Origin of the sequence: Nonomuraea sp. NPDC003709 (assembly GCF_040610775.1) — a bacterium.
GTDB lineage: Bacteria > Actinomycetota > Actinomycetes > Streptosporangiales > Streptosporangiaceae > Nonomuraea > Nonomuraea angiospora_A.
In genome coordinates this window covers 129,202-142,491 of record NZ_JBEXMW010000028.1, presented here as the reverse complement: position 1 = coordinate 142,491, position 13,290 = coordinate 129,202, and the positions used below count along the sequence as shown (strand labels likewise).

The window sequence follows — 13,290 nt, the reverse complement described above, 5'->3', positions numbered from 1 at the left end:
ACAACCCCCCAGGAGGTCCGTAGGTGGACACATCGAAAACACCACCGGCGACGGCCACGCCGCCGGTCGAGGACGAACGAGTATGGAAAGCGGGCCGGCTCGCGCCGATGCCCATCAGGAAGCTGCCCGACGCGCCTCCGTCGGTGCACATTCTCGGGCCGACGGTCTTCCTCGTCGCGCTGGGCGTGGGCATGGGCGAGTCGTACATGTGGCCCAGGCTGGTGCTGCTGTTCGGGCCCGAGATCAGGTGGCTGTTCCTGATCGGCGTCACGCTGCAGGCCTTCGTGATGCTGGAGATGGCACGCTACGCCATGGCGACGGGGGAGAGCATCTTCTCCGGCGCGGCCCGGGTGTTCAAGCCGCTGATGTGGTTCTTCTTCATCGTGGCCATCGCCGTCTACATCTGGCCGGGACACCTGTCGGCGGGAGCGGCGGCGTTCGAGGAGATCACCGGCATTCCATGGATGGTGACCGCCATCATCGGGCTCATCCTGGTCGGCGTGGTGTTCAGCCTGGCCAAGGTGATCTACAACGTGCTGGAGAACGTGCTGTCGCTGCTCATCGGCGTACTCGTGATCGGCACGGCGGTGGTCGCGGCCATGGTCGGCTCCTGGGGCGACGTGGCCTCCACGCTCTCGGGCATGTTCTCCTTCGGCTACTTCCCGTCGGAGGCCATGTCGGCGGCCTGGTTCCCCGTCATCGTGGGGGCGTGCGCCTTCGCCGGACCCTCCGGCATGCAGCAGATGTGGTACACGCTGCACCTGCGTGACTCCGGGGCCGGCATGGGCGCGCACATCCCGCAGATCCGCGGGCTGCGGCACGCGGGGCAGCAAGAGGAGATGCCCGCGCGCGGGTTCATGTTCGACACCGAGGACCCGGCCGAGATGGCCAAGTGGAAGGGGTGGCGGCGCTGGGTCACGTTCGACGCGCTGCTGCTGTTCTGGGGCGTCACCATGCTGGTGACGATCTCGTTCACGGTGATCGCGCAGTCCGCCGTGCGGCTCAACCCGGGCGTGCGGGCCGTCATCCAGGGCGACGACCGCGAGGTGGCGCTCACCGCGATGGCCAACGCCGTCTCCCACGCGGGCAGCTCGGTGCTCGGGACGGTCTTCCTCGGGTTCATCGCGCTGATCGGCCTGAACGCCACCCTGGGGCTGTTCGACTCCTTCTCCCGGGGCCAGGCTGACATGACGTACCACTTCGTGCCCGGGGCGAAGAAGTTGGGCATGTCGCGCCTGTACGGGGTCTTCCTCTGGGGCGTGATCATTTTCGGCATCCTGATCCTGCTGTTCGGACCGGCCGACGGGCCGAGCGGGATCCTGGACACGCTGGCGTTCCTGTCGACGTTCGCGATGGGGGCGTACTGCGTGACCCTGCTCCTGGTGAACAACCGCATGCTGCCCAAACCGATCAGGCCCAAGTGGTGGACGAACGTCATCATCGGCTTCGGCGCGGTGTTCTACCTGGGGATGCTGTTCTACAGTCTGTTCGCCTTCGGCGTGGTCGTGGGCTGATGGACGGACGGCACAGCCTCGAACTCGCCCTGCCAGGGGCGTCGATCGGAGCCGTCGCCGGAGCCATGGCCGGTGGGCTGACCCTGTTCGCGGGGCAGCCCACCGGGATGGCCGCGCTGTCGGCCCTGTCGCTCGCCATGCCGCTCGCCCTCTTCGGCGGCCTGTACGGCGTGCTGCTCGGCCACGGCGTGTTCCGTCCGGGGACCTTCGGGCCGGTCGGCCTGTACTGGGTGGCGGCCTTCCCCGTGTCCCGGCTCGCGCAGGAGAGCCTGGTCGGGATCGGCCTGGCCGACGGAGTGCTGCCGTTCCTGGCGTACCAGGCGATGGTGAGCCTCGGCTTCGCGATCGGCTTCGTCTGGCTGCACGAGCGGATCATGCCGTACTGGCTGATCCGCCGCGCCGCCGCCAACCCGCTGGCCAAGGACCTGCTCGGCCTCTACGTCCGGCACGCCGGGATGTTGCGCGCACGGAAGGGGGCCCGCCGGTGAACCTGCCGCCCTGGATCTGGCTGGCCACGATCGCCGGCTTCGCGGTCGTGCTCGCCGTGGACTTCTGGCTCGTCGCCAGGAGGCCGCACGAGCCGTCCATGAAGGAGTGCGTGGCCTGGGTCTCGTTCTACGTCGCCCTGGCCGCGGCCTTCGGCGTCGGACTCCTGCTGCTGTCGGGCCCCGCGCACGGCGGGGAATTCTTCGCCGGCTGGATCACCGAGTACTCGCTCAGCGTGGACAACCTCTTCGTCTTCCTACTGATCATGAGCCGCTTCCAGGTGCCGCGTGAGTACCGCCAGAAGGTGCTGCTCATCGGCATCATCCTGGCGCTGGGGATGCGCGGCGCGTTCATCGCGGCCGGCGCGGGCGCGGTGGCCAGGTTCGACTGGCTCTTCTACGTCTTCGGCGCCTTCCTCGTCTACACGGCGTGGAAGCTCATGGGCGGCGAGGACGACGAGGCGGAGTTCTCCGAGAACGTCGCCCTGCGCGCGGTGCGCCGGGTGCTCCCGACCACGGACACCTATCACGGCGCCCGGCTCACCGTGCACCTCGGCCGCAGGATGGTCACCCCGATGCTGATCGTCATGGTCGCCATCGGGACCACCGACCTGCTCTTCGCGCTCGACTCCATCCCGGCCATCTTCGGCCTCACCAAGGAGCCGTACCTGGTCTTCACCGCCAACGCCTTCGCCCTCATGGGGCTGCGCCAGCTCTTCTTCCTCATCGGCGGGCTGCTCGACCGGCTCGTCTACCTGAGCAAGGGGCTGTCGGTGGTGCTGGCCTTCATCGGCGTGAAGCTGATCCTCGAGGCCCTGCACCACGACGGCGTGTCGTGGGCGCCGGAGATCCCGATCCTGGCCTCCCTCGGCGTCATCGTCGGCACCCTCGCCGTCACCACGGTGCTGAGCCTCATCAAGTCGGCCCGCGATGCGAGGGCGTCCGCCGCGGCCTCGGAGGGGGTGGAGCCCGAACCCGTGGAACGCTGACCACGCCGCGGCATCGGGGCGATCGTCCCTGCCGCGGCTCCTCAGTGACGCGGACAGTTGGGTACGTCGTGCTCCGCGGCCGCCCACTCGCGCAGGTAGCGGTCCGCTTCGTCGGCGGAGTAGTGCTTTTTGAGAGCTGTGCTCAGACCCAGGCCGATCACCCGGCCGTCCGCTGTCTGGCCCGCGGGATCACCGAGGAGAAAGCGGATGAACGCCTTCATGGTCACGCACCTCCATTCGTCCGGCTCCATCCTCTACCCGAGGTGTTTCGGAGCATGCGGTCTCTTGTGAACGGCAGATCAACCCGGCTGCCGCGTCCGGCGCCGCCGCACCGGCTTGGGCGCCGGCTGGACGGGCTCCTGCTCGCGCTGAGCCATGTACGAGGCGCGGGTGTGCTCGGTGTGCTCGCGCATGATCTTGGCCGCCCGCCGCTCGTCGCCCGCCTCGATGGCGTCGATCAGCGAGGTGTGCTCCTCCCACGAGGCCATGCCGCGCTGGCGGGCCACCGGCGTGTGGTACCACCGCACCCGCCTGGCGACCTGGCTGGCCAGCTCGGAGAGGACCTTGTTGCCCGACAGGGCGGTCACCAGGGCGTGCAGCTCGGAGTTGGTCGCCACGGCGGAGTCGACGTCGTCGGCCTCCACCGCCGCGATGCCCCGCGCGCACAGGGCGCGCAGCCGCTTGACGCCGTCCTCGCCCGCCTGCTTGGCGGCGAGCCTGGCGGACTCGGTCTCCAGCAGCGTGCGCACGGCCAGCAGCTGGTCGGCCTCCTCCACGGTCGGGACGTGCACGAACGCGCCCTGGCCGGGGAACAGGTCGACCCAGCCCTCGCCGCTGAGCTGCTGCAGCGCCTCGCGGACCGGCTGCCTGGACACGCCGAGCAGCTCGGCCAGCTCGCTCTCCACGAGGTGCTGGCCCGGCTTGAGCTGCCCGGAGACGATGAGCTCCTGGATAGCCTCGATAACGCTCTCGCGGAGCGTGGCTGGGCGGGGAATCTTGGTGGCCGCCGCCTGACCGGCCTGATCCGACAGCAACATGGTCACGTCTCCAGGGCTGCGTTACGGTTTTTCGTCGACTGCCTACAGCATACCGTCCAAGGATCTCTCCTGGCCGTGAGCCTCATCACAGGCGCCCCGGCGATGGAGGGCGGCGCCCGTGACCGGCGGGGCGGGTGGGTGTCACAAGGGGATGGTGGCAGGGAGGCCGGGGATGCGGAGGCGGGGGATGGCCAGGGCCGGAAGGGCGGCGAGAGCGGCGGCGACGGCGAGTGCGGGCACAGGCGTGCTCAGGGCGAGCAGGGCCAGGGCGGCGGCCCCCGCTCCGGCCAGGGCCTTGGCGCTGTAGACGACGGCGTGGATCTCGCCCGCCCGCTCGACCCCGAAGAACTCCCGCACCAGGCTGGCGAGCAGCGGGTAGAACGCCCCGCCGCCGAGCCCGGCCGCCACGGCCCCGAACCACAACAGCGGCCCTCCGGCCGGCACGGGACCGGCGCCGGGTGGCGTGGTGGCGAGGGCGGTGGCGAGGAGCACCTGGCCGGTGGCGAGTGCGGTCAGGACGGCGGCGAGCACGCGGCGCCGCCCGTACAGCTCCGAGCAGCGCATCGCCACCGACCGGCTGGCCCCGTTCAGCGCCACCAGGACGGCCAGCGCGCCCCACGACCCGGTCCCCGCGATCACGATCACGTCGAAGACCGACACCGCGCCCGCGCACGTCAGGATCAGGGCCAGCGCCGGCAGCGTACGCGTGCGCAGCGCCTGCGCCGGCCCGAACTGCCGGGCCGCCTCCGGCGTCGTGCGCAGCCGCGCCGCGTCGAGCGCGTGCGAGCGCGGGTCCACGTCCGCGGGCCACCACAGCGCGGGAGGCAGCCGCAGGTGCCGGGCCGCGGTCCCGATGACCGCCAGCGCGACGACCGACGCGACCAGGAACGCGGTGGACGTGGCGGCCGGCGCGATCCCGGCCCAGACGAGCAGGGGCACCGCGCCGTAGCCGAAGGCGCCGGTGATCAGCCCGACCCGGGCGGCGGGCCGTTCCGGATACCAGGAGGAGACGACCTCGCCGCAGACCCCGTAGACCAGGCCCGCGCCCAGCCCGCCGAGAAGTGCATACCCCACGAAGGCGCCCGGGGTGCTCGGCGGGAGCGCCGCCGCGGCGAGGCCGGCGAAGCTCAGGGCGGCTCCCGCGGCCAGGCTGGTACGGACGCCGAGGCGGCCCCGCCGTACCAGGTGGAGCGCGGGCAGGGCGCCCGCGGCCTGGCAGGCGATCCAGACGGCCAGGAGGGTGAGCCCGGTGGCCTCCTTGGCGAGGAGGGCGGCGTAGCCGTACTGGAGCGGGCTGATCGCCGCCATGGCCCCCCAGGCCAGCCAGAACATGCGTGTGCGGTCGGCGGGGACGGGTCCGGGGAGGTACGAACGCCCGCGCCAGTCTCTTACTGCATTCTCCATACTGTATGGAATATCCAGTAGACGAGAGACTGTCGAGACCCTAGACGAGGGTTTTTCCATACGGTATACCGTCTACAAAGGAGGCTCGAATGGACCTGTACGAGTATCAGGCGAAGGAGCTCTTCGGGCGTCACGGGATCCCGGTCCCGGCCGGCAGGATCGCGGCCACCCCGGCGGAGGCCCGCGCGATAGCGGCCGAGCTGAACGCGCCCGTCGTCATCAAGGCCCAGGTGAAGACCGGCGGACGCGGCAAGGCGGGCGGGATCAGGACCGCGGCCGGGCCGGTCACCGCCGAGGCGGAGGCCGAGCACGTGATCGGGATGGACATCAAGGGGCACGTCGCGCGCAGCGTGCTGGTCGAGGCGGCGACCGTGCCGTTCGAGGAGTACTACGCGGCTTTCCTTGTCGACCGGGCTGAGGGCGGTTTCCTGGCGATGGTGTCCGGCCGGGGAGGCATGGAGATCGAGGAGCTGGCCGCCACCGACCCCGACGCCCTGGTGCGGCTGCCGGTCGACCCGGTGACGGGCGTGGACGCGGACGCCGCGCGCCTGCTGGCGGCCAAGGCGGGGCTGCCCGAGCAGGCGGCCGAGGTGCTGGAGAAGCTGTGGCGGGTCCTGGTCGCGGAGGACGCCCTGCTGGTCGAGGTGAACCCGCTGATCTGCACCACCGACCAGCGCATCGTGGCCCTCGACGGCAAGGTCACCCTGGACGACAACTCCGCGTTCCGGCACGCCTGGGAGTACGGGGAGGCCACCGGCAGCCTGGAGGACCGCGCCCGGGCCAAGGGCCTGAACTACGTCAAGCTCGACGGCCGGGTGGGCGTGATCGGCAACGGCGCCGGGCTGGTCATGAGCACGCTCGACGTGGTCGCCGGGGCCGGGGCCGCCCCCGCGAACTTCCTGGACATCGGCGGAGGCGCGTCTGCCAAGATCATGGCCGACGGCCTGGAGATCATCCTGGCCGACCCCGACGTGCGCTCGGTGCTGGTCAACGTCTTCGGCGGCATCACCGCCTGCGACGCGGTGGCCAGCGGCATCGTCACCGCGCTCGAGCTCCTCGGCGAGCGCGGCCTGGCCAGGCCCATCGTCGTACGCCTGGACGGCAACAACGCCGAGGTGGGCCGGCGCATCCTGAGCGACGCCCGGCACCCGGCGGTCCGGCAGGTCTCCACCATGGACGGCGCCGCCGAGATGGCGGCCAGACTCGCGGCAGGTGCGTGATGGCGATCTTTCTGACCAAGGACAGCCGGGTGCTCGTGCAGGGCATGACCGGCGCGGAGGGCACCAGGCACACGGCCCGCATGCTGGCCGCGGGCACCGACGTCGTGGCCGGGGTGACACCCGGCAAGGGCGGCCGGTCCGTGGACTTCGGCGAGCGCTCGGTGCCCGTGTTCGGATCCGTGGCCGAGGCTATGGGGGAGACCGGGGCCGACGTCTCCGTGGTGTTCGTGCCGCCGCGCTTCACCGGCCCGGCCGTGGAGGAGGCGGTCGAGGCCGGGATGCCCCTGTGCGTGGTGATCACCGAGGGCGTCCCCGTGCACGACGCAGTGCGCTTCCGCGCACTCGCGCACGGCCGCACCAGGATCATCGGGCCCAACTGCCCGGGACTCATCAGCCCGGGGCAGTCCTCGGCCGGGATCATCCCCGCCGACATCACCTCCGCCGGGCGCATCGGGCTGGTGTCGAAGTCGGGCACGCTGACCTACCAGCTCATGTACGAGCTGCGTGACCTCGGCTTCTCCACCGCCGTCGGCATCGGCGGCGACCCGGTCGTCGGGACCACCCACATCGACTGCCTCCAGGCGTTCCAGGACGACCCCGGCACGGACGCCATCGTCATGATCGGCGAGATCGGCGGCGACGCCGAGGAGCGGGCCGCCGCCTACATCGCCGCGAACGTCAGCAAGCCCGTGGTCGCCTACGTGGCCGGGTTCACCGCGCCGGAGGGCAAGACGATGGGGCACGCGGGCGCGATCGTGTCCGGCTCGTCCGGGACCGCCCAGGCCAAGAAGGAGGCGCTGGAGGCGGCCGGGGTCCGCGTCGGCCGCACCCCGTCGGAGACCGCCCGCCTCATGCGCTCAGCCCTGAGCCGGCGGGGTGCGGCGTGAGATTCGCCGTCAACCTGTCCATCCTCTTCACGGACCTGCCGCTGCTGGAGCGGCCCGCGGCGGCGGCCAAGGCCGGGTTCGACGCGGTCGAGCTGTGGTGGCCGTTCGGCGTCCCCGACCCCGCGGGCGTCGAGGTGGCGGCGCTGCGGCAGGCGATCGAGGACGCCGGGGTGCGCCTGACCGGCCTCAACTTCGACGCGGGCGACATGGCCGCCGGCGAGCGCGGCCTGCTGGCCAGGCCGGACGGCTCCGCCCGGTTCCAGGCCAACATCGACGTGGCGGTCCGGCTGGCGGGCGAGCTCGGCTGCGGCGTGCTCAACGCCCTGTACGGCAACGATCCCGGCACCGACCGGGCCCTGGCCGTGGCGAACCTGCGCAGGGCGGCCGACGCGGCGGCCTCGATCGGCGCGACCGTGGTGGTCGAAGCCCTCAACTCCCACGAGAACCCGAAATATCCGATCACGTCGTCGCAGGCGGCGTTCGAGCTGATCGACGAGGTGGACCGGGAGAACGTGGCCTTCCTGGCCGACCTCTACCACCTGCACCGGATGGGCGAGGACGTGCTGGAGCTCATCGACCGGCACAGCGCCAGGTTCGGCCACGTGCAGATCGCCGACGACCCCGGCAGGGGACACCCCGGCAGCGGCCGCATGCCGTACGACGAGATCTTCGTCCGGCTGGCGGCGGCGGGCTACCGAGGCCACGTCGGCCTGGAGTACCGGCACCAGGGGCCGGGCGCGTTCGACTGGAGGCAGGCGTGAACATCGGGTTCGTCGGCTTGGGGATCATGGGCAGCCCGATGGCGGCCAATCTCCTCAAAGCCGGACATGTCGTGACCGGTTATGACGTGAGCGCCGAGCGGGTCGAACAGCTCGTCGGCCTGGGCGGCAAGGGCGCCTCCGGCGTGGTCGACGCGGTCGGCGGCGCCGAGGTGGTGATCACGATGCTGCCCGACTCGCCGCAGGTGGAGGAGGTCGCTCCGCTGATCGTCGAGTACGGCCGCCCGAACCTGCTCTACATCGACATGAGCACCATCAAGCCCGAGACCTCCCGCTGGGTCGCCGGGCAGGCGGCGGCCGCCGGCGTACGGGCGGTGGACGCCCCCGTCAGCGGCGGCGAGCGCGGCGCGATCGACGGCACCCTGTCGATCATGGTGGGCGGGGCGGCCGAGGACGTCGAGGCGGCCCGGCCCGTCCTGGGCACCCTGGGCACGACCGTCGTGCACGTCGGCCCGGCCGGCGCGGGACAGACCGTCAAGGCGGCCAACCAGCTCGTCGTCGGCGGCATCTACGGGCTCGTGGCGGAGGCGATCGTGCTGCTCGAAGCCTCCGGCGTGGACCCCCTGGCGGGGCTGGACGTGCTCGCGGGCGGCCTGGCGGGCTCCAGGATCCTGGAGCTCAAGCGGCACACCATGGTCGGGCGGGAGTTCAACCCCGGCTTCCGGATCGACCTGCACCACAAGGACATGGGCATCGCCGTCGCCGCTGCCCGCGAGGCCGGGGTCAGCCTGCCGCTCACCGGGCAGGTCGCCCAGCTCGTGGCCGCGGCCAGGGCGCAGGGCCACGGCTCGCTCGACCACTCCGCCCTCCTCAAGGTCGTGGAAAGGCTGAATGGATGAAGAGGATTCCGTGCATGGAGGCCGTGGTGGCGGTGCTGGAGTCGGAGGGGGTGGACACCGTCTTCGGCATCCCGGGCGCGGCCATCCTGCCGCTCTACGCCGCGCTCCAGCACAGCTCGATCAGGCACGTCACCGTACGCCACGAGGAGGGCGGCACCCACGCGGCCGACGGCTGGTCCAGGGTGACCGGGAACGTCGGCGTCTGCATCGGCACCTCCGGCCCCGCCGGCACGAACATGATCACCGGCCTCTACACCGCCCTGGCCGACTCGATCCCCATGATCTGCGTCACCGGCCAGGCGGTCTCCTCCAAGCTGCACCAGGAGGCGTTCCAGGCGGTGGACATCGTGGAGATCGCCCGGCCGGTGACCAAGTGGGCGGTGCAGCTCAAGGAGCCGGCGCAGGCGCCGTGGGTGTTCAGGGAGGCGTTCAGGATCGCGCGGTCGGGGCGGCCCGGCCCGGTGCTCATCGACCTGCCGGTGGACGTGCAGCGCGGGACCTGCCTGTACGACCGGGAGCTGGACGCGCCGCTGCCCGTCGAGGAGCACGCGCCGCTGCCAAGAGCCGTGCGCAAGGCCGTGGACCTGCTGGCCGAGGCCAGGCGGCCGATCATCCTGGCCGGCGGCGGCGTGATCATCGCGGACGCGACCGACCAGCTGCGCGCGCTGGCCGAGCACCTCCAGGTGCCCGTGCAGGTGACGCTCATGGGCAAGGGCGCCTTCCCCGAGGACCACCCGCTGTTCGCGGGCATGGCGGGCATCCAGACCCAGACGCGGTGGGGCAACGCCGCGTTCCTGGAGAGCGACCTGGTGCTGGCCATCGGGGCCCGGTTCGGCGACCGGCACACCGGCGACCTCGACGTCTATCGCCGGGGCCGCACGTTCGTGCACGTGGACATCGAGCCCACGCAGATCGGCCGGGTCTTCGAGCCCGACCTCGGGATCGTCGGGCACGCCCGGCCGGTGCTCGGGGAGCTGCTGCACGAGGCGCGCCGCCGTGGCGGGCCGCGTCAGCCGGGCAAGTGGGTGCGGAAGGTCGCCGACCTGCGCAGGACGATGGCCCGCCGTGACGACTTCGACGACGTGCCGATCAAGCCGCCCAGGGTGTTCAGGGAGATCAACGAGTATTTCGGCAGGGACACCACGTTCGTCACCGCCATCGGGCTCTACCAGATCTGGTCGGGCCAGTTCCAGACGACCTACCTGCCGCGCCGCTACCTGGTGTGCGGACAGGCCGGGCCGCTGGGCTGGGAGGTGCCCGCCGCGATGGGCGTCAAGTGCGCGCATCCGGAGCGGCAGGTCGTGGCGGTGGTGGGCGACTACTCCTTCCAGTTCCTCATGGAGGAGGTGGCGGTGGCCGCCCAGTACCGGATCCCGTTCGTCATCGTCATGATCAACAACGAGTACCTGGGCCTCATCCGGCAGGCCGAGATCCCGTACGACATGAACTACGCCGTGGACCTGCACTACGGAGAAGGCGGCATCGACCATGTCAAGGCCATGGAGGCGTTCGGCTGCCCGGCCCGCCGGGTGGAGCTGCCGGGCGACATCCGGGACGCGCTGGCCTGGGCGACGGCGGAGTCGGCGCGGGAGCGGCTGCCGGTGCTGGTGGAGGTGATGGTGGAGCGCGAGGCCAACGCCGCCATGGGTCCGTCGCTGGAGGCGATCAAGGAGTTCGAGCCGCTGCCCGAGCTCATCACCGCCGACTGGTCCGACTGAGGAGGAACGCATGCGGATCAAGCCGGGTACGGCCTGGCGGGACGCCTACGAACGGTGCTGTTCGGCGGCCCCCGAGGCATTCCACGACGACCGGGTGCTCAACCACTGGGGCGGCATCTGGCACCGCGACGGGCGCCCCGTGCCCGGCTTCTCGCCGCTGGACGGCACCGCCATCGCGGGCCTGCCCCGGATCGACCGGGCGGGCGCGGGACGGGCGGTGGCGGGCGCGGTGGAGGAGCACCGGCGCTGGCGGCACCTGCCGCTCGCCGAGCGCAAGGCGATGGTGTCGGCCGCCGTCGAGTCGATGGCCGCCCACCGCGACCTGCTGGCCCTGCTGCTGGTCTGGGAGATCGGCAAGCCGTGGAAGACGGCCTGCGCGGACGTGGACCGCTGCCTGGACGGCGTGCGCTGGTACGTGGCCGAGATCGACCGCATGGTCGCCGGCCGGATGCCGCTGCCCGGGCCCGTCAGCAACATCGCGAGCTGGAACTACCCGATGAGCGTGCTCATGCACGCCATGCTCGTGCAGGCGCTGGCCGGCAACGCGGTGATCGCCAAGACCCCCACGGACGGCGGCCTGTGCTGCCTGACGCTCGCCTGCGCGCTGGCGGTGCGCGAGGGGCTGCCGTTCACGCTGGTGAGCGGGGGAGGGGCGGAGCTGTCGCCGGTGCTGGCCGGCGGGCGGGCGCTGGGCAGCGTGTCGTTCGTGGGCGGCCGGGACGCGGGGGCCAAGGTGGCGACCTCGCTGGCCGACCTCGGGCGGCGGCACGTGCTGGAGCAGGAGGGGCTGAACTGCTGGGGCGTGTGGGAGTACGGCGACTGGGAATTGCTCACGAGGCAGATCCGGGCGTCGTTCGACTACGGCAAGCAGCGGTGCACGGCCTATCCGCGGTTCGTGGTGCGGCGGTCGCTGTTCCACGAGTTCCTGGGGGCGTACCTGGCGGCGGTGGGGTCCCTGCGGTTCGGTCATCCGCTCGCGGTGGTCGATCCCGGCGATCCGCTGCCGGAGCTGGACTTCGGGCCGCTGATCAACGCCTCCAAGGCCAAGGAACTGGCCGATCAGGTGGACGAGGCGGTGGCCAGGGGCGGGGTGCCGGTGCATCGGGCGTCGCTCGACGCCGGACATTTCCTGCCGGGGCAGGATATTTCGGCGTATTTGGCGCCGACGGCGCTCCTCAACCCGCCGCGCTCCTCACCCCTCTTCCACGCCGAGCCGTTCGGGCCCGTGGACACCATCGTGCTGGTGGACACGGAGGCCGAACTGCTGGCCGCCATGAACGCCAGCAACGGCGCCCTGGTGGCCACGCTGTCGTGCGACGAGGAGGAGACGTTCCACCGGCTGGCGCCGGAGGTGCGGGCGTTCAAGGTGGGGCACAACCGGCCGCGCTCGCGCGGCGACCGGGAGGAGCTGTTCGGCGGGCTCGGGGCGTCCTGGCGCGGCGCGTTCGTCGGCGGCGAGCTGCTGGTGCGGGCCTCCACTGTGTCCTGCGCCGTGTCCTCCACCGTGTCCTCCGCCGGGTCCTCCATCGGGGGCCCGGACGGCGAGCGCCTGCCGGGCAACTTCCCGCACTACACCCTGTTGCCTTAGGGGGCGATGAGGCCGAAGCGGGTCGCCGCCAGGAGCACGAGGAAGGTCAGCATGGCGACCCGCATCACCTTTCCGCCGATCCCCAGCGACGGCCACGACAGGTACGCCAGCCAGCCGATGAAGGCGATCGCCGGCAGCACGGCCACGCCGCCCAGCGGGTTGGCCACGGCGAACCCGGCCAGCAGCAGGACCACCAGCACCGTCGGCGCCGTCCATCGGGGCACCTGCGTGAACAGGTAGGTCATCGGCACGGCGCTGCGCCGCTCGACGGCCTTGCGCAGGCCGGTCGCGCCCGGCGTGAAGAACTGCTCGCCCTTGGGAAGCGGGCGCTTGCTGTCTGGGGCCACACCCAGAGCCTACGGGAGACGGGCCGCCGAGCGGGCGGGCCGCCTGACCGGGCCGCCTGACCGGGTCGGCGCATCAGACGGGCGTAACGCGTTTAATCTGGTCGGGTGCTCGCCGTGATCCGATACACCGTTCCAGAGTCCCAGTCCCAAGATTTCGTCAAGCAGGGCCACACCATCCTTGACACGTTCGCCGCCCAGCCGGGCTACCAGCGTGGCAGGCTGGCCCGTTCGGTCGATGAGCCCAACCTGTGGGCCCTGGTCACGGAGTGGGAGGGTGCCGGTTTCTACCGCAGAGCGCTCTCCGCCGCCCGGATGGTGATGTATCCACTGATGATTCTCATGGTCAACGAACCCAGTGCGTTCGAGGACGTTTACACGCAGGAAGGCGCTTAACGATTACTGGCGCGCGAGAGGGTCCGTGCGTCCCCTAAGCTGGGATCTCACCAATTTCACTCGCCGACCTCCAGCCGGAAAGAGAATCAA

The 13,290-nt window shown here is 71.4% G+C and carries 14 protein-coding genes; 10 read left to right on the top strand and 4 right to left on the bottom strand.

All coding sequences use genetic code 11. The features are described from left to right. Window positions 1-23 precede the first annotated feature (23 nt). Genes ABZX61_RS54330 through ABZX61_RS54320 form a run of 3 tightly spaced genes read left to right on the top strand, consistent with a single transcriptional unit; the run spans window position 24 to window position 2,988 of the window. Window positions 24-1,514, top strand: coding sequence for an Nramp family divalent metal transporter (locus ABZX61_RS54330; protein WP_355208115.1), 1,491 nt, complete (start codon window positions 24-26; stop codon window positions 1,512-1,514). Beyond that, the gene (locus ABZX61_RS54325; protein WP_355208112.1) at window positions 1,514-2,002 is read left to right on the top strand and encodes a hypothetical protein; all 489 of its coding nucleotides are present in this window, start codon (window positions 1,514-1,516) and stop codon (window positions 2,000-2,002) included. The genes ABZX61_RS54330 and ABZX61_RS54325 overlap by 1 nt, the downstream gene beginning before the upstream one ends. Further along, the gene (locus tag ABZX61_RS54320; protein ID WP_355208109.1) at window positions 1,999-2,988 is read left to right on the top strand and encodes a TerC family protein; all 990 of its coding nucleotides are present in this window, start codon (window positions 1,999-2,001) and stop codon (window positions 2,986-2,988) included. The genes ABZX61_RS54325 and ABZX61_RS54320 overlap by 4 nt, the downstream gene beginning before the upstream one ends. Window positions 2,989-3,029: 41 nt before the next feature. Here ABZX61_RS54320 and ABZX61_RS54315 read toward each other — a convergent pair whose 3' ends face one another. From ABZX61_RS54315 to ABZX61_RS54305, 3 genes are all read right to left on the bottom strand, one after another. Further along, window positions 3,030-3,209: a hypothetical protein gene (locus ABZX61_RS54315; protein WP_355208106.1), complete on the bottom strand. Its 180-nt coding sequence runs from the start codon at window positions 3,207-3,209 to the stop codon at window positions 3,030-3,032. A 78-nt stretch (window positions 3,210-3,287) separates the two neighbouring features. Further along, window positions 3,288-4,025 (bottom strand): GntR family transcriptional regulator, encoded by a 738-nt coding sequence (locus ABZX61_RS54310; RefSeq protein ID WP_350725084.1) that lies wholly within the window; start codon window positions 4,023-4,025, stop codon window positions 3,288-3,290. A 141-nt stretch (window positions 4,026-4,166) separates the two neighbouring features. Next, window positions 4,167-5,429 (bottom strand): hypothetical protein, encoded by a 1,263-nt coding sequence (locus tag ABZX61_RS54305; protein WP_355208103.1) that lies wholly within the window; start codon window positions 5,427-5,429, stop codon window positions 4,167-4,169. 89 nt (window positions 5,430-5,518) lie between these two features. Between ABZX61_RS54305 and sucC the strand changes: the two genes are divergently transcribed. The 6 genes from sucC to ABZX61_RS54275 are packed head-to-tail and all read left to right on the top strand — an operon-like array spanning window position 5,519 to window position 12,460. Beyond that, window positions 5,519-6,649, top strand: coding sequence for an ADP-forming succinate--CoA ligase subunit beta (gene sucC / locus ABZX61_RS54300; RefSeq protein WP_355208100.1), 1,131 nt, complete (start codon window positions 5,519-5,521; stop codon window positions 6,647-6,649). After that, window positions 6,649-7,536 carry a succinate--CoA ligase subunit alpha gene (sucD, locus tag ABZX61_RS54295; RefSeq protein WP_350725090.1) on the top strand — a complete coding sequence of 296 codons (888 nt, stop codon included), beginning with the start codon at window positions 6,649-6,651 and terminating at the stop codon, window positions 7,534-7,536. The genes sucC and sucD overlap by 1 nt, the downstream gene beginning before the upstream one ends. Further along, the gene (locus ABZX61_RS54290) at window positions 7,533-8,297 is read left to right on the top strand and encodes a TIM barrel protein (protein WP_355208097.1); all 765 of its coding nucleotides are present in this window, start codon (window positions 7,533-7,535) and stop codon (window positions 8,295-8,297) included. Before sucD ends, ABZX61_RS54290 begins: the two co-directional genes overlap by 4 nt. Next, window positions 8,294-9,154 (top strand): NAD(P)-binding domain-containing protein, encoded by an 861-nt coding sequence (locus ABZX61_RS54285; protein ID WP_355208094.1) that lies wholly within the window; start codon window positions 8,294-8,296, stop codon window positions 9,152-9,154. Before ABZX61_RS54290 ends, ABZX61_RS54285 begins: the two co-directional genes overlap by 4 nt. Continuing rightward, window positions 9,151-10,872, top strand: a complete 1,722-nt coding sequence (gene gcl / locus ABZX61_RS54280; RefSeq protein WP_355208091.1) for a glyoxylate carboligase — start codon at window positions 9,151-9,153, stop codon at window positions 10,870-10,872. Before ABZX61_RS54285 ends, gcl begins: the two co-directional genes overlap by 4 nt. A gap of 10 nt (window positions 10,873-10,882) precedes the next feature. Beyond that, window positions 10,883-12,460 (top strand): aldehyde dehydrogenase family protein, encoded by a 1,578-nt coding sequence (locus ABZX61_RS54275; RefSeq protein WP_355208088.1) that lies wholly within the window; start codon window positions 10,883-10,885, stop codon window positions 12,458-12,460. On the opposite strand, the gene ABZX61_RS54270 is transcribed toward ABZX61_RS54275, so the two are convergent. Next, complete coding sequence (locus ABZX61_RS54270; RefSeq protein ID WP_355208086.1) at window positions 12,457-12,807, bottom strand: DUF6703 family protein; 351 nt, start codon at window positions 12,805-12,807, stop codon at window positions 12,457-12,459. The genes ABZX61_RS54275 and ABZX61_RS54270 overlap by 4 nt on opposite strands. A 105-nt stretch (window positions 12,808-12,912) precedes the next feature. On the opposite strand from ABZX61_RS54270, the gene ABZX61_RS54265 reads away from it, so the two are divergent. Further along, window positions 12,913-13,200, top strand: a complete 288-nt coding sequence (locus ABZX61_RS54265; protein ID WP_192791193.1) for an antibiotic biosynthesis monooxygenase — start codon at window positions 12,913-12,915, stop codon at window positions 13,198-13,200. The last annotated feature ends 90 nt before the right edge of the window (window positions 13,201-13,290 follow it).

Excerpts from the sequence above, each read along its gene's own strand:
- ABZX61_RS54325 (WP_355208112.1), top strand. The coding sequence starts at position 1,514 with ATGGACGGACGGCACAGCCTCGAACTCGCCCTGCCAGGGGCGTCGATC.
- ABZX61_RS54315 (WP_355208106.1), bottom strand. The coding sequence starts at position 3,209 with ATGAAGGCGTTCATCCGCTTTCTCCTCGGTGATCCCGCGGGCCAGACA.
- ABZX61_RS54310 (WP_350725084.1), bottom strand. The coding sequence starts at position 4,025 with ATGTTGCTGTCGGATCAGGCCGGTCAGGCGGCGGCCACCAAGATTCCC.
- ABZX61_RS54305 (WP_355208103.1), bottom strand. The coding sequence starts at position 5,429 with ATGGAGAATGCAGTAAGAGACTGGCGCGGGCGTTCGTACCTCCCCGGA.
- sucC (WP_355208100.1), top strand. The coding sequence starts at position 5,519 with ATGGACCTGTACGAGTATCAGGCGAAGGAGCTCTTCGGGCGTCACGGG.
- sucD (WP_350725090.1), top strand. The coding sequence starts at position 6,649 with ATGGCGATCTTTCTGACCAAGGACAGCCGGGTGCTCGTGCAGGGCATG.
- gcl (WP_355208091.1), top strand. The coding sequence starts at position 9,151 with ATGAAGAGGATTCCGTGCATGGAGGCCGTGGTGGCGGTGCTGGAGTCG.
- ABZX61_RS54275 (WP_355208088.1), top strand. The coding sequence starts at position 10,883 with ATGCGGATCAAGCCGGGTACGGCCTGGCGGGACGCCTACGAACGGTGC.